The sequence below is a fragment of the Curtobacterium sp. PhB136 genome (assembly GCF_004346855.1).
Classification (GTDB): Bacteria; Actinomycetota; Actinomycetes; order Actinomycetales; family Microbacteriaceae; genus Curtobacterium.
On sequence record NZ_SMGH01000010.1, the window covers coordinates 1 to 25,378 of the forward strand.

The following is a 25,378-nucleotide window of genomic DNA, read 5'->3' on the forward strand; positions in this document are numbered from 1 at the left end:
GGGCGCCCGGGTGGTGCGGGTCCCGGGGGCGCCCGGGGGGGGGGGGGCCGCCGGGGGCCCCCCCGGGGCCGGGGGCCCCGTGCCGGCCGCCGCCGGCGCGGCCGCCGCCGGCGCCGGCGCCGCCGGCGCGGCCGCCGCCGACGATGCCTGGGCCCACGTGCCGAATCGCGCGTAGGAGGTCGAATCGCGCGTAGGAGGTCGGAAGTTCCGACTGCCTACGCGCGATTCCACTTTCCAGCGCGCGCGTGATGGGAACCTTCGCAACCACCCGACGGGAGGCGCGGTGCCAGCCGGCACCGAGCCTCCCGTCAGCCGTTTGGCCGCGCCCACCGCGTCTGCTACAGTTCTCGAAGCCAAAGACCGCCGGATGTCGTCATGCTCGCATGACGGTCGAAGGTCCTCACTCGTGAGGCATCCCGCGCAGGTGTTCAGAACGACTCCCGCCATTCTGGTGGAAGCAGCTCCGAGCCTCTGCGCCGGAGCTTTTTTCATGTGTGCGGACCTGGGGCTACCGGCAAGACCCCCAAGGAGAACCATGGCGAACAAGGAAGCTGCGGTCGCCGAGCTCACGGAGTCCTTCCGTAGCTCGAACGCCGTTCTGCTCACCGAGTACCGCGGTCTCACGGTCGCGCAGCTCAAGGAGCTCCGCAACTCGATCCGTGAGCACGCCACGTACGCCGTGGTGAAGAACACGCTGACCAAGATCGCGGCGAACAACGCCGGCATCTCGTCGTTCGACGACGAACTCGCCGGTCCGTCCGCTCTCGCCTTCGTCCACGGTGACACCGTCGCCGTCGCGAAGTCGCTGCGTGCATTCGCCAAGGCGAACCCCGAGCTCGTGGTGAAGGGCGGTTACTTCGACGGTAACCCGCTCACCGCGACCGAGGTGGACAAGCTCGCCGACCTCGAGTCCCGTGAAGTTCTGCTCGGCAAGCTCGCCGGCGCCTTCAAGGCCTCGCTGTTCGGTGCTGCGTACCTGTTCAACGCACCCCTCTCGCAGGCCGTCCGCACGGTGGACGCCCTCCGCGAGAAGCAGGAGTCCGCGGCCTGATCAGGCACGCGTTCCACAACCACATCACGTACTGAGTAGTAGGAGAAAATCATGGCGAAGCTTTCGCAGGACGAGCTCATCGAGGCCTTCAAGGAGCTCACGCTCATCGAGCTCTCGGACTTCGTGAAGAAGTTCGAAGAGGTCTTCGAGGTCACCGCGGCCGCCCCGGTCGCCGCTGCCGCTCCGGCCGGCGCTGCCGCTCCGGTCGAGGCCGCTGAGGAGAAGACCGAGTTCGACGTCATCCTCAAGTCCGCTGGTGACAAGAAGATCCAGGTCATCAAGGAGGTCCGTGGCCTCACGTCGCTCGGCCTGGGCGAGGCCAAGGCGCTCGTCGAGACCGCCGACGCGAAGATCCTCGAGGGTGCGAACAAGGAGACGGCCGACAAGGCGAAGGCTGCCCTCGAGGCCGCTGGCGCCACGATCGAGCTCGCGTAGTAGCTCTGCTACTGTCCACGCTCGCTCGCGCACGGGTTGCTCCGTCAGGATCGCCCATCGTGTGAGAGATCGCGCAAAGCGACAGTGCTCGGCCGGATTCCGGTCGGGCACTGTCGCTTTTCCGTACCCGTTGACGCCTGAGCCGCGTCGCGGCTGGGTTGTGGACGGAGTGCGTTGTCCACAGGCACGGTGGCCACGCCCCGTGAGACGGGGCCGGGCGGCAGGGTGCTCGTGTGCATCCCGCGAACGCGATCCTCCTGGTCCGAGTCGACGAGCTCGATCGTGCTGCGGCACGCCGGCATCAACGCCGTCGATCCGCCGGTGAGCTCGAGCGCGTGCGACACGGTGTCTACGTCCCGCGCGCGGAGTGGGAAGCGCTGGGGCCCGCTGCACGGCACCTCGTGCGGATGCGAGCCGCTGCGCCGGCGCTCCCATTCGGAGCAGTGTTCTCTCACGACTCGGCGGCGGCGGTGCTCGGAATCCCGCGGCTGTCGGCGTGGCCGTCCCGGGTGCACGCGACCCTTCCGTCGGCAGCAGCGGACAGTCAACGCGTCGGACTGACGCTCCACGCCGGCCCGGTCGACCTCGACGGAGGAGCCTTCCACGGCGTGCCGTTCGCCGCGCTGCCGGTGACGGCGGTGATGCAGGCTCGGCGCGCCGACTTCGCCGAGGCGGTCGTCGTGCTGGACCACGCCGTGCGGAGGGGCGTCGATGCCGACGCGCTCCGGCAGCTGCTGGACGACGGGCCGCGGTGGGGGACCGCTCGCGCGCTCGAGGCGCTGGACGTGTGCGACGCGGCCCACGAGTCGGTCGGGGAATCCTTCGCCGCCGCGCGGTTCCGGCAACTGGGCATCCCGCCGGTGGTCCCGCAGGCTGAGTTCGTGATCGGCGGGTCGGTGCACCGCGTGGACTTCTGGATGCCCTCACTCGGCGTCGTCGTCGAGTTCGACGGGCGGCAGAAGTACGAGGACGCCTCCATGCTGCACGGACGAACGGGAGCGGATGCGCTCTGGGCGGAGAAGCTGCGGGAGGACCAGCTCCGCGCGCTCCCGGTCGTGCGGGGGTTCATCCGCGTGACCTGGTGGCACCTCGTCGAGCCGGAACGGCTGCGCGCGCTGTTCCGCGTGCACGGGGTGCCGTGCCGGTGACAGCGGACGGTGCTCGCACTGGTCGGAAGGTCGGGCCTGGCTCGCGCTGGGCGGCGCAAACGGAGAAGTCCAGGAAAGCGACAGCGGTGAGGTGGGCAGCACGGGAGGACTGTCGCTTTGCCGCACCGCTTCCGGACACTGCGGAGGGCGGCAGGGTCAGGGCAGCGTGCTGTGGCGGCGGCCGTAGAGCGCGTAGAGGGCGGCGCCGGCGAGCATCCAGATGGCGAATGCGATCCACGTGCCCGCGCCGAGGAACACCGCGAGCAGGGCGCAGCTGAGCGTGCCGAGGATCGGGACGACAGGGAAGAACGGGACGCGGTACGAACGCTCGAGCCCGGGCTGCGAGCGACGCAGGATGATCACGGAGACGTTCACCAGCGCGAAGGCCACAAGGGTGCCGATGCTCGTCGCGTCCGCGAGCTCGCCGAGGGGCACCAGCGCGGCGACGATCGTCACGACGACACCGACGATCAGGGTGTTCGCGATTGGGGTCCCGGTTCGGTGCGAAACCCGGCCGAAGACCTTCGGCACCAGTCCGTCGCGCGCCATCGTCAAGAGGATCCGTGTCTGGCCGTAGAGCACGGTGAGCACCACGCTGGCGATGGCGATCACGGCGCCGATCGAGAACACCAGCGCGACGAGCGGCTGCCCCGTGACGTCGACGACGATGCGGACCAGCGACGCCTCGGTGGAGGAGAACGACGTCCACGGCCGGGCACCGATCGCGGCGATTGCGACCAGGATGTACAGCGCCGTGATGAGCGCGATCGAGCCGATGATCGCGCGGGGGAGGTCACGGCGGGGGTTCTTCGCCTCTTCGCCGGCGGTGGACGCGGCGTCGAACCCGATGTAGGAGAAGAAGAGCCGGGACGCGGCCGCGGTGACGCCCGCGGCACCCATGGGTGCGAGCGGCTCGAAGTTCCCCGCGCGGAACGCACTGAACGCGACGATGACGAAGAACACGAGGAGCGCGATCTTCACCATCACCATCAGGGTGTTGACCCAGGCGCTCTCGCGGGCTCCCGGCAGCAGGACGGCGGTGGCGATGAGCACGAGAGCCGCTGCTGGCAGGTTGACGACGCCGCCGTCACCCGGGGGCGCCGAGAGCGCGGCCGGCAGGTGCAGCCCGAACACGCGGAGAGTCTCGTCGACGTACTCGCTCGCGCCGACGGCGACCGCGGCGACGGACACCGCGTACTCGAGCACGAGGCACCAGCCGCACACCCAGGCGATGCCCTCGCCCATGGTGGCGTAGGTGTACGAGTAGCTCGACCCGGACGTCGGGACGGCTCCGGCCATCTCGGCATAGGACAGTGCGGAGAGCAGGGCGGCGACCCCGGCGACGACGAACGAGATCCAGACTGCGGGCCCGGCGAGCGGGACGGCGGTACCGAGGACCACGAGGATGCCGGTGCCGAGCGTGGCACCCACGCTGATCATCGTGAGGTGCCAGACGCCCAGGGTCCGTCGGAGCGGCTCGCCGTCCACACCCGAGGCCGCTTCGCTCTGCAGCTGGTCGATCGGCTTGCGGCGCGTGAGCTGGTGCCGGAGCGACGTGACGGTGGACGGGTCGGGGCGGGACGGCGCGGACGGCATGGGACCTCGTGGTGCGTGGAACGGGACGGGTCATGCTCGCACGGCCCCGAACAGGGGTCAATTCCACAGATCGGTCCAGCGGAGGGGCCGATGTCCCACGGCGGGGCTACATTTGCTCGGGTGAGCGGACCGTCCGGGTCGCGCCGGGCGGAAGGAGCTCGCATGAGCATGCCGGGGATGCGTGGCGGTGGCGGTGGTGGCCGCGGCGGCCGGATCTCGAGCGGTGACTTCGACGCGCAGAAGGCGGCGAACGCCGAAGCTCCGCAGATCCCGCACCTGCTCAAGCGGATCGCCGGGCTGTTCGTCCCGCACCGTCGGGCGATCATCTTTACGACCGTGCTGGTGCTCATCGGTGCCGCGCTGTCCGTGATCCCACCGCTCCTGACGCAGAAGGCGTTCGACCTCGGGCTGTTCCCGAAGTCCGGCACGCCGGACGTCCCGGTGCTCGCCGAGCTCGTCACCGCGATGGTGGTGCTCTGGATCGCGAGCGCCGGGGTGGGCGTGTGGCAGACCTACCTGACGGCGACGGTCGGCAACAAGGTGATGGGCGCCATGCGGATGCGGCTCTTCGCGCACCTGCAGCGCATGGAGCTGGCGTTCTTCACCCGTACGAAGACCGGCGTCATCCAGTCCCGCCTGCAGAACGACGTCGGTGGGGTCGCGAGTGTCCTGAACAACACGATCTCCTCGGTGCTCGGCAACACCGTGACGGTCATCGCCGCGGTCGTCGCGATGCTGCTGCTGAGCTGGCAGATGACCCTCGTCGCGGTGGTCCTGCTGCCGCTTCTCGTCATCGCCCAGCGGAAGGTCGGGCAGGTCCGCGCCAAGATCGCCGGACAGACGCAGGAGTCGCTCTCCGACATGACCGCGATCACGCAGGAAGCCCTGAGCGTCTCGGGGATCCTGCTCGCGAAGAGCTTCAACCAGCAGCGCAGTGAGACGCACCGGTACGGCGACGAGAACCGGAACCAGATCGCGCTGCAGGTGCGCCAGCAGATGTCCGGGCAGTGGTTCTTCGCGATCGTGCAGATCTTCCTGTCGATCATCCCGGCGATCATCTACCTCGTTGCCGCGTACCTGATCCTCGGCGGCATCCCGATAACGGCCGGCACGATCGTGGCGTTCACGACCGTGCAGTCCCGGCTGCTGTTCCCGACGGTGGGGCTCCTCCGGGTCGTCCTCGACCTGCAGACCTCGGGTGCACTCTTCGCCCGCATCTTCGAGTACCTCGACCTGAAGCCGGCGATCACCGACTCGCCGACCGCGCGCAAGGTCGACGAGTCCCGGGTGGGACACGTCGCCTTCGACGACGTCACGTTCACCTACCCGGACGGCGAAGCCGACAAGCCGACGCTCCGCGGGGTGTCCTTCGAGCTGCAGCCGGGCCAGTTCGCGGCGTTCGTCGGACCCTCCGGCGCGGGCAAGACGACGGTCTCGTACCTCGTTCCGCGACTCTACGAGGCGACGCGGGGCTCGGTCCGCTTCGCCGGCGCCGACGTCCGGGACCTCGAGCACGAGGACCTGATGCGGCACGTCGGCATCGTCTCCCAGGAGACGTACCTGTTCCACGCGACGATCGGTGACAACCTCCGGTACGCCAAGCCCGGCGCCACGCTCGAAGAACTCGAGCGCGCCGCGCGGGCGGCGAACATCCACGAGACGATCGCGTCCTTCCCCGACGGGTACGACACGATCGTGGGGGAGCGCGGCTACCGGCTGTCCGGCGGCGAGAAGCAGCGGATCGCCATCGCGCGCGTGATGCTCAAGGACCCACCCGTGCTCGTGCTCGACGAGGCGACGAGTGCGCTGGACTCGATCTCCGAGCGCGTCGTGCAGACCGCGCTCGACGCGGCCGCACGTGGGCGGACGACGATCTCGATCGCGCACCGGCTCTCGACGATCCGCGATGCCGACGTCATCTTCGTGCTCGACCACGGGCAGATCGTGGAGCAGGGCACGCACGACGAACTCATCGCACGGGACGGCACGTACGCGACGCTGCACCGACAGCAGAACGCACCGGTCGACGCCCTGGACGCCTGACGCGCCGGGGGAAGGGGCGGGGCGGGCGCGGGCCGAGCCTCCAGGCCGAGCCGGACCCGACCCGGCGGACCCGGACCCGCGGACCCGGACCGGCGTATCCGGACGCGCGGACCCGGACCGGCGGATCCGGACCGGCGGACCCACCTGCGGACCCGGACCGGCGGATCCGGACCGGCGGATCCGGACCGGCGGACCCGGACCGGCGAGCCCGGACCTCCCCGCCACCCGCGTCGAGGCCGGCGACCACATCGGGCAGACGGCACTCACCCGGGAGGCACTGCTCACCACCGCCGTCGCCCTCACCGAGGTCGCGGCGCTGGTCGTGCCCGCCACCGCCCTCGACCAGATCGTGCGGTCCACCCCCGCGCTGGCGCGCGACATGGGCGACGTCATCGACCGGCGTCGCGCCGAGGTCTCGGCAGCGGTGACGGCCCACGTCGCGCCCACAGGGGCGCCCTCCTCGCTCGCGTCGTAGCCGCCCGTCACGCTCCGGAGGGACTCGGGTGCGCCGCCTAGACTCGTCCGCGTGCGTTACGCGAACTCCGTCGTCGACCTCGTCGGCGACACCCCGCTGGTCAAGCTGAACCGTGTCACCGAGGGTGTCCGGGCCACGGTGCTCGTCAAGGTCGAGTACCTGAACCCCGGTGGCTCCTCGAAGGACCGCATCGCCACGCGGATCATCGACGCCGCCGAGGCGTCGGGTGACCTGCGTCCGGGCGGCACGATCGTCGAACCCACGTCGGGCAACACCGGCGTCGGCCTGGCGCTCGTCGCCCAGCAGCGCGGCTACCGGTGCGTCTTCGTGCTGCCGGACAAGGTCGGCGAGGACAAGCGCAACGTCCTCACGGCGTACGGCGCCGAGATCGTGGTCACGCCGACCGCGGTCCCGCCGGAGCACCCGGAGTCCTACTACTCGGTGTCGGACCGTCTCGTGCGGGAGATCCCGGGGGCGTACAAGCCGAACCAGTACGCGAACCCGAACGGGCCGCGCAGCCACTACGAGACCACCGGTCCGGAGATCTGGCGCGACACCGAGGAGCGCATCACCCACTTCGTCGCGGGTGTCGGCACGGGCGGCACCATCTCGGGGACCGGCAAGTACCTGAAAGAGGTCTCGAACGGCGGCGTCCGCATCGTCGGCGCGGACCCGGAGGGCTCCGTCTACTCCGGTGGCACCGGTCGCCCGTACCTCGTCGAGGGCGTCGGCGAGGACTTCTGGCCGACCGCGTACGACCCCGAGATCCCGGACGAGATCATCGCCGTGTCGGACGCCGACTCGTTCGCGATGACCCGGCGGCTCGCCCGCGAAGAAGGGCTGCTCGTCGGCGGCTCCAGCGGCATGGCGGTCGTCGCGGCGCTCCGAGCTGCACGCGACCTCACGGAGGACGACGTCGTCGTCGTGCTCCTGCCGGACGGCGGCCGCGGGTACCTCGGCAAGATCTTCAACGACCGGTGGATGCGCTCCTACGGCTTCGCCGAGACCGACGACGCCCGCACCGTCGGGTCGCTCATCGCCGGCAAGGACGGCCGCCTGCCGGACCTCGTGCACGCGCACCCGTCCGACACGGTGCGCGAGGTCGTGGACATCATGACCAAGTACGGCGTCTCGCAGATGCCCGTCCTCAGCGCCGAGCCGCCCGTCGTCATCGGTGAGGTCATCGGCGCGGTCGCCGAGAAGGACCTGCTCGAGCAGGTCTTCACCGGGGCGGCGAAGATGGCGGACGCGCTGACCGGCTTCGTCGGCGACCCGCTGCCGCTCATCGGCGTCGGCGAGTCGGTGTCCGCCGCTCGTCGCGCACTGGAGAGCGTGGACGCGCTGCTCGTCGTCGAGGACGGCAAGCCGGTGACCGTGCTCACCCGCCACGACCTGCTCACCTACCTGTCCGAGTAAGCCGACCAGTCCGAGTAAGCCGACCTGTCCGAGTGAGCGCGGCAGCGCACCCAGCGAGCGGTGCGCGACCGACGCGATCCGAGCCTCCCGTCCGACCTGGAGAACGCACCATGACCGAGTTCAGCACCCGAGCCGTCCACGCCGGACAGGAGCCCGACGGCGCCACCGGCGCCGTGATCCCGCCGCTCCACCTGACGTCCACGTACGTGCAGGACGGCATCGGGGAGATGCGGGGCGGCTACGAGTACTCCCGCTCCGGCAACCCGACGCGGGACTCGCTGCAGACGATGCTCGCGGACCTCGACGGCGGCGTCGCCGCGTACTCGTTCGCCTCCGGCCTCGCGGCCGAGGACGCACTGCTCCGTGCCACCCTGTCACCAGGTGCCCGCGTCGTGATGGGCAACGACGTCTACGGCGGCACGCACCGCCTGGTGAACCGGCTGCACGTGCCGTGGGGCGTCGAGCTCGTCGTCGTCGACATGAGCGACCTCGACCTGGTCCGCGCCGCACTGCAGGACGCACCGGCGCAGACCGTGCTCTGGGTCGAGACGCCGACGAACCCGCTCATGAAGATCGCGGACATCGAGGCGCTCGCCGCCCTCGGGCACGACGCCGGCGCGCTCGTGGTCGTCGACAACACCTTCGCCTCGCCGTACCTCCAGCAGCCCCTGTCGCTCGGCGCCGACGTCGTCGCGTACTCCACCACGAAGTACCTGGGCGGCCACTCGGACGTCGTCGGTGGCGCAATCGTCCTGCGCGACCAGGAGCTCGCCGACAAGGTGGCGTTCCTGCAGTTCGGCGGCGGGGCGATCTCGTCCCCCTTCGACGCCTGGCTGACGATCCGCGGCATCAAGACGCTGCCGATCCGGATGGAGCGGCACTCGCAGAACGCGCAGGCCGTGGCCGAGGCGCTCGTCGGCGACCCCGCCGTCGAGCGCGTCTACTACCCGGGCCTCAGCGACCACCCGGGGCACGACGTCGCGGCGAAGCAGATGCGCGGCTTCGGCGGGATGCTCTCGGTGGCGCTCGCCGGCGGGCCCGACGCAGCCAAGCGGTTCGCGGAGTCCACCGAGCTGTTCGCGCTCGCCGAATCGCTCGGCGGGGTTGAGTCGCTCATCGGGTACCCGAGCGAGATGACGCACGCGTCGGTGAAGGGCACCGAGCTCGCCGTCCCGGAGAACGTCGTGCGGCTGTCGGTCGGCATCGAGGACGCCGGCGACCTGGTCGAGGACGTGCGACAGGCGCTCCGCCGCTAGCCTCGTGCGGTGGAACCGGCGGGCGCGGCGGCCCGCTCCGCCGCTAGCCTGATGCGGTGACCACGACGGCGACGAGGACGACCCTGTTCAGCAGGGGGTACGCCCTCCCGACCATCGGGATGGTCGCCATCGTCGCCGTCGCCGCGTTCCAGAACCTCGCCATGACCACGGTCATGCCGGAGATCAGCCGGGACCTGCACGGCGAGACCCTGTACTCGCTGAGCTTCGCCGCGCCCCTGGCCGCCGGCGTGCCCGGGATGGTGCTCGCCGGCAACTGGACGGACCGAGCCGGAGGCCGGGTGGTCGCATGGGTGTCCGCCGCGCTCTTCGCCGTCGGCACGGCGATCGTGATGCTCGCCCCGACGATGCCGGTGTTCCTCGCCGGGCGTCTGGTCGAGGGCTTCGGCGCCGGCGCGATCGACGTCGTCCTCTACGTGCTGGTCGCCCGGATCTTCCCGGAGGACCTGCACGGCCCGGTCTTCGCCGGGTTCGCCGCCGCCTGGGTGGTGCCCGCTCTGATCGGTCCGGCGCTCGCCGGCTTCGTCACCGAGCTCGCGAGCTGGCACTGGGTGTTCGCGGGGGCCCTCGTGATCGCCGTCGTCGCGTTCTCCCTGCTCGTCCCGACGCTCCGGCACCTGCACGCGCCGGCCGCCGCGCTCCGGCCACCGTGGCAGCGGAGCCGGATCGTGTGGTCGGTCGCTGCCGCCGTGGCCGTCCTGCTCCTCAACGTGGCGCCGGACCTGCCCGTCGCCCTGGGTGCCGTCGCGATCGTCGTCGGGCTGGTCGGCGCGTGGTTCGCACTCCGTCCGCTGCTGCCACGCCGCACGTTCACCGCCGGCCCCGGGCTGCCGTCCGTGGTCCTGCTCCGTGGGGTCCTCGCCGCCGGGTTCTTCGGCAGCGAGGCCTACGTTCCCTTCCTGCTCCAGGCGCAGCACGGGCTCTCACCGTCCGCCGCCGGGCTCGCGCTCACCGTCGCCGCGCTCAGCTGGGCCGGTGCGAGCTGGGTGCACGGGCGGATGGGGGAGCGCCGGCTGACCGCCGCCCGTGCCTTCGGCGTCGGACTCGGGCTGGTCCTGGTCAGCCTCGTCGCCGCTCTGGCCGTGGCAGTCGCGGACCTGCCGGTGTGGGTGCTCGTCGCGGGCTGGTTCGTCGGCGGTGCCGGGATGGGCGTCGCGTACCCGCGGACGTCGATGCTGACGCTCCGGTTCTCCAGCGAGGGCGACGACGGGTTCGCCAGCTCCGCCCTGACCATCGCGGACGCCTCCGGCAGCGTGGTCGGGCTCGCGGTCGCGGGGATCCTGTTCACGGCGGTCGGGGGCCGTGAAGACGCGCTCGCGTTCGCGTCGGTCTTCGCCGCGATGATCGTCATCGCGCTCGTCGGGCTGTTCGCGGTGCGGCGGCTCGGGCCGGTGCCGCCGCCGTCGTCGGGCGCGCCGTCGTCGGGCGGGCCGTCGTCGGGCGGGCCGTCGTCGGGCGCGCCGTCGTCGGCCCCGCCGTCGTCCGCTGCGACGACCGGGTAGCGTGGCAGACCCGTATCGAGGAGGAACCGTGCGCCGCATCCTGGCCGCCGCCGCACTGGCGGTGAGTGCCGTCGCCGTGCTGGCCGGGTGCACCGGCACCACGTCGCAGGCGCCGACGCCGGTCAAGAGCACGGACCTCACCAGCTCCGACGGCGGGTTCGACCAGCACGCCGTGGTCGGTGTGGTCCTGCAGGCCTCGGACGCGGACACCCTGCCCGCGGAGTTCCGCACCGAGCTGACCGAGGCCGGCTTCCGCCCCGACGTGCGCGTCGCCACGGCCGCCGACCCGGTCGCGTCGCAGCGCACGGCCGTCCGGGAACTCGTCCGCACCGGCGCGAAGGCGCTGCTCGTCCAGGCCGAGGACGCCTCGGCACTGACCGGGGAGCTCCAGACAGCGCACGACGCCGGAGTCGTGGTCGTCGGGCTCGGAGACCGGTTGCCGGCGAGCGGCACCGGCGGGGACGGCGTCTCCGCGGACTACCGCGTCACGGGGGACACCGACGCGGCGCTCGTGGAGCACTCCGTCGACGCGGTCACCGCACTGCAGCGGGGCGAGAAGCCGGCCGACGGCTGACGCGACCCGGGTGCACTGGTCGCGCCCCGGGCTGACGCGACCCGGGTGCACTGGTCGCGCGCCGGGCTGACGCGACCCGGGTGCACTGGTCGCGGTCCCACCGGACGGGAGGCTCGTGTCGGCCCGGCACCGCGCCTCCAGGCCGCTGACCACGCGCGTTCGCACCCATCACGCGCGCGCTGGAAAGGGGATTCGCGCGTAGTCGGTCGAAAGAAGCGACTGCCTACGCGCGAAACAACTGCCTACGCGCGGAAGGACTTCCTACGCGCGGAAGGACTTCCTACGCGCGGAAGGACCGCCTACGCGCGGAAGGACTGGCTACGCGCGGAAGGACTGCGCGCGGGTCAGCTCCACCAGGCGGGGAAGGACCGCGTGATGGTGTCGACCAGGGCCTTCCGGGAGCGCCGCGTGCCCGCGAGCCAGGCCTCGATCGCCCCGACGAAGCCCTGCGCGACGAAGCCCGCGGCGACGTCGTCGAGGAGCTCGGGCCGGGAGGCCGCGTCGAGCTCCCGGATGTGCAGCGCGCTCGACACCGTGAAGTGCTCCACGAGCAGCCGGTGCAACGAGGCGTCGTTCGGGTCGGGGAGTGCCCGGACGTAGATCTCGCGGTGCAGCACCACGTGTTCGACGACGGCGTTGATGCCCTTGCGGGTGATCGCCGCGAGTTCGTCACGGTCGGCGCCGCGCTCGTACGCCGCCCGGCGTGCCTCGGAGTCGTCGTCACGGATCCGGTCGAGTTCCGGGGTGAGCACGTCGGCGAGGAGCGACCCCGGCGACACGGCGTGGGAGTAGAAGGTCGCACGGTTGATCCCGGCGGCGCGCGTGACGTCCGCGACCGTGATCTCGGAGACGGGACGGTCCGCGGCGAGCCGGAGGATCGCCTCGCGCAGCGCTGCCGTCGTGTGCAGGATCCGAGCGTCCACCATGACGCCCACCCCCTCTTCCGTGCTGATCCGCCCGGAGCCCCGAGCCCTCCGACGGTACCGCAGGTGCACGCCCCGCGAGCAAGCCGGGGAACCGACACGCGGCAACGCCCGGCAACGGGTGTCGGCGCGGCTCGCTGTGGCCCGTAGGATGATCGCGCGGACGAATCGATTCGAGCGATCCCGCGATCACCCCTCCCCACCGCCCCTCATCGTCGAAGGACCCTGTTGTGACCGCGCCCGCGACCACTGGTTCGCTCACCGTCATCCTGCACCCCGGGGACTCCCTGTCCCGGGCGCAGCGCCTCGTCTACGTCTTCGTGCTCGGAGCGCTCACCGCGCTCGGTCCGTTCACGATCGACCTGTACCTGCCGGCGTTCCCGTCGCTGAAGGAGCAGTTCGGCGTCACTGACGGCGCCGTCCAGCTCACGCTCACTGCCACCACGCTCGGCTTCGCGGTCGGGCAGCTGCTCGTCGGCCCGTGGAGCGACAAGGTCGGCCGGCGGCTGCCGCTGATCATCGCCACGTCCGTGCACGTCGCCGCGTCGATCTGCGCCGCGATGGCCCCGAACATCGAGGTCCTCGCGGTGTTCCGCGTGCTGCAGGGCATGGGCGCAGCTGCCGGCGGTGTCGTCGCGATGGCAACGGTCCGCGACCTGTTCGGCGGCAAGCCCCTCGTGCTGATGCTGTCCCGTCTGGCGATGGTGAACGGCCTCGCGCCGATCCTCGCCCCGCTCATCGGCTCGCAGATGCTGCGGTTCGTCAGCTGGCGCGGCATCTTCGTCTTCCTGGCCTGCTACGGCCTGGCGGTCGTCATCGCGTCCATCCTGCTCATCGTCGAGACGCTGCCGCCGGCACGCCGCCACGAGGCCGGGCACGCCACCATCGGCCAGCGGTACCGGGCGCTGTTCTCGGACCGGATCTTCGTGGGGGTCGCGCTCATCGGGGCGATGGTCTTCAGCGGACTGTTCTCGTACCTCAGCGCGTCACCGTTCCTGTTCCAGGACGTCTTCGGGCTCGACGCGCAGCAGTACGGGCTGCTCTTCGCCGTGAACTCCGTCGGGGTCGTGGTCGGGGTGCAGATCTCCTCCCGGCTGGCGCAGCGCGTCGGGCCGCAGTGGATCCTGGCGTGCTCGACGGCGACGCTGTTCCTGGCCGCGACGGCGATCATCGTGCTGGACCTGCTCGGGGCAGGGCTCGTCGGGGTCCTCGTGCCGCTGTGGTTCTTCATCGCGGCGTGCGGGTTCTCGTTCCCGCTGGTCCAGGTGATCGGCCTCGCGGCGCACGGGAAAGAGGCCGGGACCGCCGCATCGGTGCTCGGCGCGCTGAACTTCGGCGTGGCAGGGCTGATCTCGCCGATCGTCGGGTGGCTCGGCATCTCGCAGGCGGCGCCGATGGCCGCGGTGATGGCGTGCACCTCGGCGGTCGCGATCCTGCTCCTGTGGTTGGTCGTCCGCCCGCGGTCGGTGCCGGCGCTGACGCACTGACGCGGGGCGCGGCGGTGACTGACTCGGAACGACGAGGTCGCTGTCGTACGACGACGATGTCGTCGTTCCGAGTCGGTCGGTCTCGTGGTGGACCCCGGACGGGGAGCGTCCGCGTCCATAGGCTGTGCCCATGAGCGACGCGGTGGAGCAGGCACGGGCGGCAGCCGAGGCAGCACGGGTCGCCGCCGAGGAAGCGCGGCGCCTCGCGGACGAAGCCGCCGCGCGCGCCGAGGAACTCGCCGCGGCACTGGCGCAGACACCCCTCGTGCCCGACGCGGAACCGGCGGTCGCAGCGTCGCCGGCTCCCTCCGGCCAGGAGGCACCACTCGCCCCCGTCGCGGAACCCGCCGTCGCGGACGTGGCGGCAGCGGGGCCGGCTGACGCGACCGCCCCGGGGCCGGCGGCGGCTTCGACGACCGGCACCGAGCCTCCCGGCGGCGTGGAGGCTCCCAGCGGCGTGGAGGCGACCGGCGGCGCGGACCCGACCAACGGCGTGGAGGCGACCGGCGGCGCGGACCCGACCAACGGCGTGAGCGGCCCACTCGGGGATGCGGCGATCGCCGCGATCCGGGACGGCTACGCCGTGGAGGGCAGCGCCCTCGAACTCGGCGCCCTGGTGAACGGGGACGCACGCCCCGACGTGCAGGTGCGGATCCCGCTCGGGATGCTGAACCGGCACGGGCTCGTCGCCGGCGCGACCGGCACCGGCAAGACCCGCACGCTCCAGGTCCTCGCCGAGCAGATCGCGGCGAACGGGGTGCCGGTGTTCGCCGCGGACATCAAGGGGGACCTGTCCGGGCTCGCCGTCGCGGGGCAGGGCAACGAGAAGCTCCTCGCCCGCACCGCCGGCATCGGGCAGGACTGGACCCCAGCCGCGAGCGAGGCAGAGCTGTACTCGCTCGGCGGGCAGGGCACGGGCGTGCCGATCCGGGCGACCGTGTCGGGCTTCGGACCGCTGCTGCTGTCGAAGGTCCTCGGGCTGAACGACACGCAGGAGTCCTCGCTCGGGCTGGTGTTCCACTACGCCGAACGGGCCGGACTGCCCCTCGTCGACCTCGCGGACCTGCGGAGCGTCCTGACGTTCCTGGTCAGCGACGAGGGCAAGCCGGAACTGGCGGAGCTCGGTGGCCTGTCGAAGCAGACGGCGGGGGTGATCCTCCGCGAGCTCATCACCTTCGCCGACAAGGGCGCCGACGCGTTCTTCGGCGAGCCGGAGATCGACACGCAGGTGTTCCTGCGGACCGCTCCGGACGGCCGCGGGATCGTGAGCCTGCTCGAGGTGCCCGGGGTCCAGGACCAGCCCGAGGTGTTCTCGACGTTCCTGATGTGGCTCCTCGCGGACCTGTTCAACGAGCTGCCGGAGGTCGGCGACCAGGACAAGCCGAAGCTCGTGTTCTTCTTCGACGAGGCGCACCTGCTCTTCAGCGGGGCGTCGAAGGACTTCACCGAGCAGATCGTCCGGACCGTGCGGCTCATCCGGTCGAAGGGCGTCGGGATCTTCTTCGTCACGCAGACCCCGAAGGACGTACCGAACGACGTGCTGGCACAGCTCGGCTCCCGGATCCAGCACCAGCTCCGCGCGCACACCCCGGACGACGCGAAGGCGCTCCGCGCGACCGTGTCGACGTACCCGACGAGCGACTACGACCTCGGCGAGGTCCTCACGTCCCTGGCCACCGGCGAGGCGATCGTCACCGTGATGAACGAGAAGGGCGCACCCACCCCGGTTGCGTGGACCCGGCTGCGCGCGCCGCAGGGGTCCATGGACCCGATGCCGTCGGCCGCGATGGAGGCCCGGGTCGCCTCGTCCCCGCTGCTCGCCACCTACGGCACCCGCGTCGACCCCGACTCGGCGCACGAGATGCTCGCCCGCCGGATGGAGGCCGCCGCCGCGCAGTCCGCCGCCGCCGAGGCGCAGGAGGCCGCCGCGACCGCAGCGGCGGACGCCGAGAAGGAGGCTGCGCGTGCCGCCGCCGCGGCCGCGAAGGAAGCGGCAGCGCAGGCGAAGCAGGAGGAGCGGGAGCGTGCGGCGGCCCAGAAGGAGTACGAGCGGACGCAGCGGGAGTTCGAGAAGGCCGAGCGCGCGGCGCAGTCGCGGCGGTCGCGGACGACCTCGACGCGGCGGACGACGTCATCGCGGAAGGCGGACGACCCGCTGTCGGACCTGCTCGGGGGAGGACTCGGCGGCACCATCGCGAAGGAGGTCGTGCAGGGGATCTTCTCCACCCTGCGACGGCGACGGTAGCGCGCTGCCCGGCGCAGCGTGGCGGCGACGGTTCGTGGGTGCGACGGCTAGTGGGTGCGGCGGCCGGGGAGGTACCGGCGGGCGAAGTCCCGCGCCGGCATCGGCCGGGTGATCTCGGTGACCTGGACGCCGAGGGCGTCGACGACACGGTCGAGCCCCTGGTCGCCCCAGACGTCGCCGCGCATCCGGAAGAGCACGTGCTCATCGGCGTCGAAGGCCACGAGCTCGCGGGCGGTGCGGTCCACGGAGCTGCCGAACGTGGTCGCGAGGACGATGCTCGACACCTGCTCGCGGGAGAAGGTCCGGCGTGCCGCGACGACACCGCGCACCGTGACGCCGTCCGGGCCGAGGCCGACGAAGGCCGACCGGAGCCGGACGAACACCAGGCCGACGACGATCGCGATGACGACCACCACGGACGCGACGAGCGCCCACAGCCGCAGCGGGAACGACATCCAGACGAGGGCGACGGCGAGCGGCACGGCGGAGAAGACGATGCTCAGCGCAGTGGAGCGGACCAGCGCGGCACGAGGGCGCAGGACGACGTCGTACGTCATCCGATCACTCCTCGCCGTCGCCGGCGCGGTCGCTTCCCCCACGGCCGTCTCCTCGTCCCCTCGGGTGCCCGGGCACGCCGAAGGACGTCCCACAGGACGGCGCCCCTGCCGTCGATGCACTCGGCTCGACCGTCGTTCGGGCGTGCCGTGCGGTCAGCATAGGGGACCTCGGGGCGATCGCGACAGGTCTGTCCACCCTTTCGGGTCCGTCCACGGCGAACGGGGTGCAGACGGGTCCGCAGGGTGGGGGACCGGTGACGTGTCAACCCGGCGGATCCGCTCAGGAACGGCGAAAGCGCACGGTCCGGGGGACTCGTGCGCTTTCGGGTGGTGCTGGTTTCGATCGGGCCGTTGTGCTTGGTTTCGATCGGGCCGTTGTGCTTGGTTTCGATCGGTACGCGGAGAATGGGGGATTCGAACCCCCGAGGGCTTGCACCCAACACGCTTTCCAAGCGTGCGCCATAGGCCACTAGGCGAATTCTCCTGGTGCCATCTCTCGATGACGACACCCCATGGTACAGGTCTTCGCGGGTGTGGATGACCACGGTCGTCCACAGGTGTGTCCGTTCCCAGTGGGCGCGACGTGGCCGTGGCTACCCTGGAACCGTGTCGACCCGCATCTACATCACGTCAGCAGAAGGACACACGGGCAAGAGCACGGTCGCGCTCGGTGTCCTCGAGACCCTCGCCCGCACGGTCGGACGCGTCGGCGTGTTCCGCCCCGTCGCCCGCTCCGTGGAAGAACCCGACTACGTGCTCGAGCTGCTGCTCCAGCACACCGGCGCGAACCAGTCCTACGACGACGCCGTCGGGGTGACCTACGACGACGTGCACGCGGACGCCGACGCAGCACTCGCCACGATCGTGAGCCGCTTCGCCCAGGTCGAGCGGCAGTACGACGCGGTCGTGGTGCTCGGTTCGGACTACACCGACGTGGGCAGCCCCACCGAGCTCTCGTTCAACGCCAAGGTCGCCACGAACCTCGGGGCGCCGGTGCTGCTGGTGCTCGGCGGTCGGAACGCCGCCGACCGCGCCGCCCGCAGCGCGGAGGAGATGGGCCAGGTCGCCGACGTCACCACGAGCGAACTCCGGAGCGCGCACGCCCAGCTGCTCGGCATCGTGGTGAACCGTGCCGACCCGGACGCGATGCCCGCCATCTGCGCCAGCGTCTCCGCCGCGGTGCAGGACGACCACCCGGACACCCCGGTGTGGGCCATCCCCGAAGACGCCGTGCTCGTCGCACCGACCGTGCGGGCGCTGCTCCAGGCCACGGACGCCACGTTCGTCCGCGGCGACGAAGCACTGCTCGACCGTGAAGCCCTGGGCACCGTCGTCGCCGGCATGAGCATGGAGAACGTGCTCCCGCGGCTGATCGAGGGCGGGATCGTCGTGGTCCCCGGTGACCGCAACGACGTCCTCATCGCCACGCTCCTCGCCAACCAGTCGGAGACGTTCCCGAGCCTGGCGGGCGTCATCCTGAACGGCGGGTTCGAGACCGCGCCGCAGATCACCCGCCTGCTCGAGGGCCTGTCGAGCTCGCTCCCGATCGCGACGAACCACCTCGGCACGTACGACACCGCGCTCCGCATCACCCAGACGCGCGGTCGGCTCGCGGCGGACTCCCCGCGGAAGGCCGACCTCGCGCTGTCGCTGTTCGAGCGGCACGTGCAGGCCGACGAGCTCCTCGCACGCCTGCAGGTCACCCCGTCCGGCGTCGTCACGCCACTGATGTTCGAGCACGGGCTGCTCGACCGGGCGCGCGAGTACGGCAAGCGCATCGTCCTGCCCGAAGGCGACGACGACCGCATCCTCCGTGCCGCGTCGACGCTGCTGCAGCGGCAGGTCTGCGAGCTCACGATCCTCGGCGACCCGGCCGCCATCCGCGCCCGGGCGACCGAGCTCGGCCTCGACCTCGACGCCGCACAGCTCGTCTCGCCGTTCGACTCGGACCTGCGGGAGCGCTTCGCCGAGGAGTACACGAAGCTCCGCGCCCACAAGGGGATGAGCATCGAGCTCGCCCGCGACACCGTCACCGACGTCTCCTACTTCGGGACGATGATGGTCCAGCTCGGGCTCGCGGACGGCATGGTCTCCGGCGCGAAGCACACGACCGCGCACACCATCCGACCGTCGTTCGAGATCATCAAGACCCGTCCGGACACGTCGATCGTGTCGAGCGTGTTCCTGATGGCACTCGCCGACCGCGTCCTGGTCTACGGCGACTGCGCGGTCATCCCGGACCCGACGAGCGAGCAGCTCGCCGACATCGCCATCTCCTCCGCCGAGACCGCGACACAGTTCGGCATCGACCCCCGCGTCGCGATGCTCAGCTACTCGACCGGCGACAGCGGCTCCGGCGCCGACGTGGACAAGGTCCGTGCCGGCACCGCGTTCGTCCGCGAGCGTCGCCCCGACCTGCTCGTCGAGGGCCCGATCCAGTACGACGCCGCCGCCGACCCGACCGTGGCGAGCACGAAGATGCCGGACTCGCCGGTCGCCGGGCACGCGACGGTGTTCATCTTCCCGGACCTCAACACCGGCAACAACACCTACAAGGCCGTGCAGCGCTCCGCCGGCGCGGTCGCGATCGGCCCCGTCCTGCAGGGCCTCCGCAAGCCGATCAACGACCTGTCCCGCGGGGCGCTCGTCAGCGACATCGTGAACACCGTCGCGATCACGGCCATCCAGGCCGGCACCGCGTCCGACGCGGCCTGACCGCCGGACGCACCCCGAGCCTCCAGACCGGCTCTCCCGAGCCATCCACAGAAAGCGAGCCACCGTGACCGCCGCACTCGTCGTGAACTCCGGATCGAGTTCGTTCAAGTACCAGCTCATCGAACTCGAAGGGGAGCGCACCCTGGCGTCCGGACTCGTCGAGCGGATCGGTGAGTCGAACGGCGCCTGGAAGCACACGAACGCGCTGACGGGGGAGTCGTCGTCGAACGACGCCGCATCGGTGCCGGACCACGCTGCCGGGTTCCAGGCGATGATCGACGCGTTCGCGAAGGTCGGGCCGTCCTTCGACGAGCACCCGCCGGCGGTCGTCGGACACCGCGTCGTGCACGGCGGGACCACCTTCGACACGGCCACCGTCGTCACCGACCAGGTCGAGCAGCAGATCGACGACCTGTCGAGCCTCGCGCCGCTGCACAACCCGGCGAACCTCGAGGGGATCCGCGCGGCGAAGCAGGTCTTCTCCGACGTGCCGCACGTGGCCGTGTTCGACACCGCGTTCCACCAGACGATGCCGCCGCACGCGTACACCTACGCGATCCCGGCGGACCTCGCCGCGAAGTACGGCGTCCGCCGGTACGGCATGCACGGCACCAGCCACAAGTACGTTTCCGAGCAGGCCGCGGTCTTCCTCCAGCGTCCGCTGTCCGAGCTGAAGACGATCGTGCTGCACCTCGGCAACGGTGCGTCCGCCGCGGCGATCGACGGCGGTCGCTCGATCGAGACCTCGATGGGACTGACCCCGCTCGAAGGGCTCGTGATGGGGACCCGCTCCGGCGACCTCGACCCGGCCGTCCTCATCCACCTGCACCGCGAAGCCGGACTCTCGTTCGACGAGCTCGACGACATGCTCAACAAGCAGTCCGGGCTCCTCGGGCTGACCGGCAACGGCGACATGCGGGACGTCCAGGCGAACGCGATCGACGGCGACGAGACGGCGGAGGCGGCGCTCGCCGTGTACCGGCACCGGATCCGTCGCTACGTCGGGGCGTACACCGCGCAGCTCGGCGGGCTCGACGCCGTCGTGTTCACCGCGGGCGTGGGGGAGAACAACGCGCTGCTGCGTCGGCGGGTCCTGGCGGGCCTCGGGCACCTCGGGATCGAGGTCGACAACGACCGCAACGAGCTGCACTCGAAGGACGCCCGGCTCATCTCGACGGACTCGTCCCGGGTCGCGGTGCTCGTCATCCCCACCAACGAGGAACTCGAGATCGCCCGGCAGTCCGCCGCGGTCGCGCTGTAGCAGGGCGGGGCGGGCTGGCGCTTGCGCGGAGAGGTCCCGGAAAGCGACAGTGCTGCGACGTCTGACCGCCGCGAACTGTCGCTTTCGCCGAGTTCTTCCCGCGCGCTGGTCAGCCGAGGGCGCCGAGGGCCGCCGGGATCGGGGTGTTGCCGCTCGTCACCTCGAACTGCGCGCTGAGCGCGGTCTCGTCGAGGAGCGCGTGCATCACGACCGCCGCCACGTCGGCGCGGGGGATCGAACCGCGCGGGACCGTCGTGCCGACGGTGACGGTGCCCTGCGGCGGGGTGTCGAGGAGGCCACCCGGGCGGACGATCGTCCACCGGAACCGCCGCGACCGGATGCTGGCGTCCGCTTCGGCCTTGGCACGCAGGTACACCTGGAACACGGCGGCGTCGTTCTTCGCCGGGACGACGGCGAGCTCCGGGTCGTACGCGTCCGCACCCATCGCGGAGATCATCACGTAGCGGTCGATGCCGAGGCGCACGGCGGCGTCGGCGAGCAGGATCGCCGCGTCCCGGTCCACCGAGAGCTTCCGCTCGGCGCCGCTGTTCGGGCCGGCCCCGGCGGCGAACACCACGGCGTCGACGCCACGCAGCCGGAGCGCGAGCTGGTCGTCGTCGAGCTGCTCGAGGTCGGCGACGATCGCGGTCGCACCGGTCTGCTCCACGTCGGAGACGTGGGCGGGGTTCCGGACGATGCCGACGGCTTCGTGTCCGGCGTCGACGATGAGACGGGCGAGGAGGAGGGCGATCTGGCCGTGTCCTCCGGCGATGGCGATCTTCATGTGTTCGATGATGCTCCTCGTGTCCGGTAGACTCTTCCGCGGCTCCTCACGTGACGCCATCCAGGCCAACTCCCCCAGGGCGGAAACGCAGCAAGGGTAACCGGGCTCTGGCGGGTGCGTGAGGAGTCTTTTCGTTGTGCGGGTAACCGGGGCAGCGCTGATCCACGCGGGGTGCGTGAGGAGTCTTTTCGTTGTGCGGGTAACCGGGGCAGCGCTGATCCACGCGGGGTGCGTGAGGAGTCTTTTCGTTGTGCGGGTAACCGGTTCCGCTGCGGGAGAGTTCCGGACGGCGGTGTCGGCGGTCCCGGCTACCCTTGTCGCGTGGTCACCGCCCTGTATCGCCGTTACCGGCCTGAGAACTTCGCCGAGCTCATCGGGCAGTCGCAGGTCACCGACCCGCTCCGCACCGCCCTCCGGACCAACCGGGTCAACCACGCGTACCTGTTCAGCGGGCCGCGCGGCTGTGGCAAGACGACCTCGGCGCGCATCCTCGCGCGCTGCCTGAACTGCGCAGAGGGACCGACCGACACCCCGTGCGGCGTCTGCCCGAGCTGCGTCGAACTCGCGCGCGGCGGCAGCGGCTCGCTCGACGTCATCGAGATCGACGCCGCCAGCCACAACGGCGTGGACGACGCGCGTGACCTCCGCGACCGCGCCGTGTTCGCCCCGGCGCGCGACCGCTACAAGATCTTCATCCTCGACGAAGCGCACATGGTCACGCCGCAGGGCTTCAACGCGCTGCTCAAGCTGGTCGAGGAACCGCCGGAGCACGTCAAGTTCATCTTCGCGACGACCGAGCCCGAGAAGGTCATCGGCACGATCCGGTCCCGCACCCACCACTACCCGTTCCGGCTCGTCCCGCCGGCCGTGATGCTCGAGTACGTCGAGCAGCTCTGCGGGCAGGAGTCCGTGTCCGTCGCGCCGGGTGTGCTGCCGCTCGTCGTCCGTGCCGGCGGCGGGTCCGTCCGCGACACCCTGTCCCTGCTCGACCAGCTCATCGCGGGCAGCGAAGACGGCGCGATCGCGTACGACCGTGCCGTCGCGCTCCTCGGCTACACGGACAGCGCGCTCCTCGACGACGTCGTCGACGCGCTCGCCGTGGCCGACCCGGGTTCCGCGTTCGCGGCGATCGACCGTGTCGTGCAGACCGGCCAGGACCCGCGGCGCTTCGTCGAGGACCTCCTCGAGCGTCTCCGCGACCTCATCGTCGTCGCCGCCACGAACGAGAGCGCCGGCGCGGTCCTGCGTGGAGTGTCCCCGGAAGAGCTCGACACGATGACGCGGCAGGCCGGGGTCTTCGGCGCGAACGGGCTCTCCCGCGGTGCCGACATCGCGAACCGTGCCCTCACCGACATGGCCGGAGCGACCTCGCCCCGGCTGCACCTCGAGCTGATGATCGCGCGGATGCTCGTCCCCGAAGCGGACGACACCCAGCGCGGCGCACTCGCCCGGGTCGAGCGGCTCGAGCGTCGCGTGGGCGTCGGCGACGCCGGTGGGCACCACGAGACGGCGCCGTCGCGTCCGGTCGAGTCGACGCAGTCGGCGCGCACGGCTCCTGCGGCGCAGGCACCGTCGCCGATCGCAGCCACGGCACCGCGAACCCCGGCGCAGACGACGTCCGCGCAGGTTCCGGCGGCCCAGGCACCGGTGACGCCCGCGCCGACGGTGAACGCACCGGCCACGAACGCGCCGGCGACGAACGCGCCGGCGACGAACGCCCCCACGAAGAACGCCGCGCAGGACGCAGCAGCCTCCTGGGCGGCCGTCGCGCCGAGCGCTCCCGAAGCCCCGGAGAGCCCGGAACGCCAGCAGCCGGCTCCGGAACGGACGGCGTCCGAGCCGAGCGAGCACGCGGCGGCATCCTCGACCGGGCAGGGCACCGTCATCGGTTCCGAGCCCGTCGTGCAGCCGATCGCCGCCGTCGGGCTGCAGCAGATGCGGGACACCTGGCCGCAGGTGCTCGAACACGTCCAGCGTGCCAAGCGCTCCGCGTGGACCGTGGTCGTGACGGCGCAGGTCACCGCGCTCCGCGACGACGTGCTCACGCTGACGTTCCCGAGCCAGCAGGACGTCGCCTCCTTCAAGGAGATGTCCGACCCGACCACGAGCGTCAGCGAACTGGTGCGCGCCGCGATCCAGGACCTCCTCGGCTTCCGCGTGAAGTTCGTCGCGCGCGGCCCCGGTGGTCCGGGGGGAGCAGGCCAGCAGCGTCCGGCCGTCCCGCAGAACGACGCCCCGAGCCAGCCCGCGCCGCAGCAGGCCGCGCCGACGACGACCGCGCCGAGCCAGGACGCCCCGGTGACGGCCGCGCCGGATCAAGCCGCGCCGACGCCGACGCGGGTAGCCGCAGACCAGGCGCCGCCGCGCCAGTCCGCCGCGCCCGAGGACGCGCCGAAGCAGGACGCCCCGAAGCAGGACGCACCGAAGCAGGACGCGCCGAAGCAGGACGCGCCGAAGCAGGACGCACCGAAGCAGGACGCACCGCAGCAGCCCGCGCCGAGCCAGGCCGCGCCGAACTCGGACGCGCCCCAGCAGGACCGTGCGCCCGCACCGGAAGCACCGGCCCCCGCGCCGAGTGCCTCCTCGGGTCCCGTCACCGAGTGGGCCGTCGCCACGATCCCCGCGACCGACCCCACCGCGGGCGCCGTACCGGACGATGTGGAGCCCACCTGGGCTGCACCGATGGGCTCGACCGCCCCCGGCGACACCGTCGCTCCCGCGGGTGCACCCGCCCAGACCCCGGTCCCGACCTCGGGCCCGGTGGCCGACGTGCAGGCGGCGATCGACGCCCTGCAGGCCGGCAAGCGCCCGGCGCAGGTTGCACCGCCGGCGCGGGACGAGCCTCCCGTCCCGATCGACGACTACCCGCTCGACGACGCACCGTTCGACGACGGCGCCCCGTTCCCCGATCCCGGCCCCGGCGGCGCCCCCGCGCCGACGCAGCCAGCGCAGCAGCAGCCTGCCCAGCAGCAGCAGCAGCAGCAGCAGCAGCAGCAGCAGCAGCAGCCTGCCGAGCGGCAGCAGCAGCAGCCAGCCCGGCAGCAGCCGCCGTCCCAGCAGCAGCAGGTCCGCCGCGCCCCGGTCCCCGGCCGCTACGGCGAGGCCGTGGTGCGTGAGATCCTCGGCGCGCAGTTCATCGAGGAGACCTCCCTGAGCGAGGGCAGCTGATGTACGACGGCATCGTCCAGGACCTCATCGACGAGTTCGGCCGCCTCCCCGGCATCGGCCCGAAGTCGGCGCAGCGCATCGCGTTCCACATCCTCCAGAACGAGTCGTTCGACCCGTCCCGGCTCTCCGAGCTCCTCGCGGACGTCAAGGAGCGGGTCCGCTTCTGCGAGATCTGCGGCAACGTGACCGAGTCGGAGCGCTGCAGCATCTGCCGCGATCCCCGCCGCCAGCCGGCCACCATCTGCGTGGTCGAGGAAGCGAAGGACGTCGCCGCGATCGAGCGCACCCGCGAGTTCCGCGGGCTGTACCACGTGCTCGGTGGCGCGATCAGCCCGATCGACGGCGTGGGCCCGGACGACCTCCGCATCCAGCAGCTGATGACGCGTCTGGCCGACGGCACCGTGGAAGAGGTGATCATCGCGACCGACCCGAACCTCGAGGGGGAGGCCACGGCGACCTACCTCAGCCGGTTGCTCGTGCCGATGGGCATCCGGACCACGCGTCTCGCGTCGGGCCTGCCGGTGGGTGGCGACCTGGAGTACGCGGACGAGGTCACCCTCGGCCGTGCCTTCGAGGGCCGCCGGCTCGTCGGCGGCTGAGGCAGCGCCGACACCGGAGCGAAACCGGAGCCGAGGACCCCACGCAGGATCGTTGCGTGCAGGGCCGCTCAGACGCAACATCCCCGAAACACCGTCTACGATTGTCGAAGCCGCGCTCGGTCGCG

General features: G+C 71.6%; 19 protein-coding genes, 1 tRNA gene and 1 other RNA gene. 16 read left to right on the forward strand and 5 right to left on the reverse strand.

Going from position 1 to position 25,378, the window contains the following annotated elements:
* The first annotated feature begins 535 nt into the window (after nucleotides 1–535).
* The 3 genes from rplJ (at nucleotide 536) to EDF27_RS17025 (ending at nucleotide 2,634) form a co-directional block, all read left to right on the forward strand.
* The gene (rplJ, locus tag EDF27_RS17015; RefSeq protein ID WP_123655473.1) at nucleotides 536–1,051 is read left to right on the forward strand and encodes a 50S ribosomal protein L10; all 516 of its coding nucleotides are present in this window, start codon (nucleotides 536–538) and stop codon (nucleotides 1,049–1,051) included.
* 51 nt (nucleotides 1,052–1,102) lie between these two features.
* The gene (gene rplL, locus EDF27_RS17020) at nucleotides 1,103–1,486 is read left to right on the forward strand and encodes a 50S ribosomal protein L7/L12 (RefSeq protein ID WP_123655472.1); all 384 of its coding nucleotides are present in this window, start codon (nucleotides 1,103–1,105) and stop codon (nucleotides 1,484–1,486) included.
* A gap of 443 nt (nucleotides 1,487–1,929) precedes the next feature.
* Nucleotides 1,930–2,634, forward strand: coding sequence for a hypothetical protein (locus tag EDF27_RS17025; RefSeq protein ID WP_123655471.1), 705 nt, complete (start codon nucleotides 1,930–1,932; stop codon nucleotides 2,632–2,634).
* Between the two features lie 156 nt (nucleotides 2,635–2,790).
* Here EDF27_RS17025 and EDF27_RS17030 read toward each other — a convergent pair whose 3' ends face one another.
* Complete coding sequence (locus EDF27_RS17030; RefSeq protein WP_132050157.1) at nucleotides 2,791–4,230, reverse strand: amino acid permease; 1,440 nt, start codon at nucleotides 4,228–4,230, stop codon at nucleotides 2,791–2,793.
* A gap of 168 nt (nucleotides 4,231–4,398) precedes the next feature.
* Here EDF27_RS17030 and EDF27_RS17035 point away from each other — a divergent pair, with 168 nt between their 5' ends.
* The 6 genes from EDF27_RS17035 (at nucleotide 4,399) to EDF27_RS17055 (ending at nucleotide 11,514) form a co-directional block, all read left to right on the forward strand.
* On the forward strand, nucleotides 4,399–6,273 hold the full coding sequence (locus tag EDF27_RS17035) for an ABC transporter ATP-binding protein (protein ID WP_123655973.1): 1,875 nt from the start codon (nucleotides 4,399–4,401) through the stop codon (nucleotides 6,271–6,273).
* Between the two features lie 322 nt (nucleotides 6,274–6,595).
* Nucleotides 6,596–6,748 carry a hypothetical protein gene (locus tag EDF27_RS19850; RefSeq protein ID WP_165931550.1) on the forward strand — a complete coding sequence of 51 codons (153 nt, stop codon included), beginning with the start codon at nucleotides 6,596–6,598 and terminating at the stop codon, nucleotides 6,746–6,748.
* 51 nt (nucleotides 6,749–6,799) lie between these two features.
* Nucleotides 6,800–8,164, forward strand: a complete 1,365-nt coding sequence (locus tag EDF27_RS17040) for a cystathionine beta-synthase (protein ID WP_123702326.1) — start codon at nucleotides 6,800–6,802, stop codon at nucleotides 8,162–8,164.
* Between the two features lie 110 nt (nucleotides 8,165–8,274).
* Nucleotides 8,275–9,420 carry a cystathionine gamma-synthase gene (locus EDF27_RS17045; protein WP_123655468.1) on the forward strand — a complete coding sequence of 382 codons (1,146 nt, stop codon included), beginning with the start codon at nucleotides 8,275–8,277 and terminating at the stop codon, nucleotides 9,418–9,420.
* A 56-nt stretch (nucleotides 9,421–9,476) separates the two neighbouring features.
* Entirely contained in the window at nucleotides 9,477–10,940 is a 1,464-nt protein-coding gene (locus tag EDF27_RS17050) for an MFS transporter (protein WP_132050159.1), read from the forward strand.
* A gap of 28 nt (nucleotides 10,941–10,968) precedes the next feature.
* Nucleotides 10,969–11,514, forward strand: coding sequence for a substrate-binding domain-containing protein (locus tag EDF27_RS17055; protein ID WP_123702332.1), 546 nt, complete (start codon nucleotides 10,969–10,971; stop codon nucleotides 11,512–11,514).
* A 344-nt stretch (nucleotides 11,515–11,858) separates the two neighbouring features.
* Here EDF27_RS17055 and EDF27_RS17060 read toward each other — a convergent pair whose 3' ends face one another.
* Entirely contained in the window at nucleotides 11,859–12,440 is a 582-nt protein-coding gene (locus EDF27_RS17060; protein WP_123655465.1) for a TetR/AcrR family transcriptional regulator, read from the reverse strand.
* 227 nt (nucleotides 12,441–12,667) lie between these two features.
* Here EDF27_RS17060 and EDF27_RS17065 point away from each other — a divergent pair, with 227 nt between their 5' ends.
* Together EDF27_RS17065 and EDF27_RS17070 are read left to right on the forward strand one after the other, a co-directional pair.
* A complete protein-coding gene (locus EDF27_RS17065) occupies nucleotides 12,668–13,924 on the forward strand; it encodes a multidrug effflux MFS transporter (protein ID WP_123655464.1) in 1,257 nt (418 codons plus the stop codon).
* A gap of 130 nt (nucleotides 13,925–14,054) precedes the next feature.
* Nucleotides 14,055–16,169 (forward strand): helicase HerA-like domain-containing protein, encoded by a 2,115-nt coding sequence (locus EDF27_RS17070; protein WP_132050161.1) that lies wholly within the window; start codon nucleotides 14,055–14,057, stop codon nucleotides 16,167–16,169.
* Nucleotides 16,170–16,216: 47 nt separating this feature from the next.
* Here the strand turns inward: EDF27_RS17070 and EDF27_RS17075 are convergent, their stop codons facing one another.
* On the reverse strand, nucleotides 16,217–16,726 hold the full coding sequence (locus tag EDF27_RS17075; RefSeq protein ID WP_123656033.1) for a hypothetical protein: 510 nt from the start codon (nucleotides 16,724–16,726) through the stop codon (nucleotides 16,217–16,219).
* Between the two features lie 399 nt (nucleotides 16,727–17,125).
* Nucleotides 17,126–17,210 (reverse strand) — tRNA-Ser (locus EDF27_RS17080).
* Between the two features lie 122 nt (nucleotides 17,211–17,332).
* Between EDF27_RS17080 and pta the strand changes: the two genes are divergently transcribed.
* Both pta and EDF27_RS17090 read left to right on the forward strand, forming a co-directional pair.
* A complete protein-coding gene (gene pta / locus EDF27_RS17085) occupies nucleotides 17,333–19,441 on the forward strand; it encodes a phosphate acetyltransferase (protein WP_132050163.1) in 2,109 nt (702 codons plus the stop codon).
* 64 nt (nucleotides 19,442–19,505) lie between these two features.
* Entirely contained in the window at nucleotides 19,506–20,702 is a 1,197-nt protein-coding gene (locus EDF27_RS17090; protein WP_123656035.1) for an acetate kinase, read from the forward strand.
* A 109-nt stretch (nucleotides 20,703–20,811) separates the two neighbouring features.
* Here the strand turns inward: EDF27_RS17090 and EDF27_RS17095 are convergent, their stop codons facing one another.
* A complete protein-coding gene (locus EDF27_RS17095) occupies nucleotides 20,812–21,486 on the reverse strand; it encodes an NAD(P)H-binding protein (RefSeq protein ID WP_123656036.1) in 675 nt (224 codons plus the stop codon).
* A gap of 37 nt (nucleotides 21,487–21,523) precedes the next feature.
* Here EDF27_RS17095 and ffs point away from each other — a divergent pair.
* The 3 genes from ffs to recR all read left to right on the forward strand — a co-directional run bounded on the left by ffs (nucleotide 21,524) and on the right by recR (nucleotide 25,253).
* Nucleotides 21,524–21,620, forward strand: an RNA gene (gene ffs / locus EDF27_RS17100) — signal recognition particle sRNA small type.
* A 187-nt stretch (nucleotides 21,621–21,807) separates the two neighbouring features.
* Entirely contained in the window at nucleotides 21,808–24,654 is a 2,847-nt protein-coding gene (locus EDF27_RS17105; RefSeq protein ID WP_243698406.1) for a DNA polymerase III subunit gamma and tau, read from the forward strand.
* A complete protein-coding gene (recR, locus tag EDF27_RS17110; RefSeq protein WP_123656038.1) occupies nucleotides 24,654–25,253 on the forward strand; it encodes a recombination mediator RecR in 600 nt (199 codons plus the stop codon). Before EDF27_RS17105 ends, recR begins: the two co-directional genes overlap by 1 nt.
* Nucleotides 25,254–25,378 lie beyond the last annotated feature (125 nt).

Coding starts and splice junctions, on each gene's coding strand:
- rplJ (WP_123655473.1), top strand. CDS start 536: ATGGCGAACAAGGAAGCTGCGGTCGCCGAGCTCACGGAGTCCTTCCGT.
- rplL (WP_123655472.1), top strand. CDS start 1,103: ATGGCGAAGCTTTCGCAGGACGAGCTCATCGAGGCCTTCAAGGAGCTC.
- EDF27_RS17030 (WP_132050157.1), bottom strand. CDS start 4,230: ATGCCGTCCGCGCCGTCCCGCCCCGACCCGTCCACCGTCACGTCGCTC.
- EDF27_RS17035 (WP_123655973.1), top strand. CDS start 4,399: ATGCCGGGGATGCGTGGCGGTGGCGGTGGTGGCCGCGGCGGCCGGATC.
- EDF27_RS17045 (WP_123655468.1), top strand. CDS start 8,275: ATGACCGAGTTCAGCACCCGAGCCGTCCACGCCGGACAGGAGCCCGAC.
- EDF27_RS17060 (WP_123655465.1), bottom strand. CDS start 12,440: ATGGTGGACGCTCGGATCCTGCACACGACGGCAGCGCTGCGCGAGGCG.
- EDF27_RS17070 (WP_132050161.1), top strand. CDS start 14,055: ATGAGCGACGCGGTGGAGCAGGCACGGGCGGCAGCCGAGGCAGCACGG.
- EDF27_RS17075 (WP_123656033.1), bottom strand. CDS start 16,726: ATGACGTACGACGTCGTCCTGCGCCCTCGTGCCGCGCTGGTCCGCTCC.
- EDF27_RS17095 (WP_123656036.1), bottom strand. CDS start 21,486: ATGAAGATCGCCATCGCCGGAGGACACGGCCAGATCGCCCTCCTCCTC.
- recR (WP_123656038.1), top strand. CDS start 24,654: ATGTACGACGGCATCGTCCAGGACCTCATCGACGAGTTCGGCCGCCTC.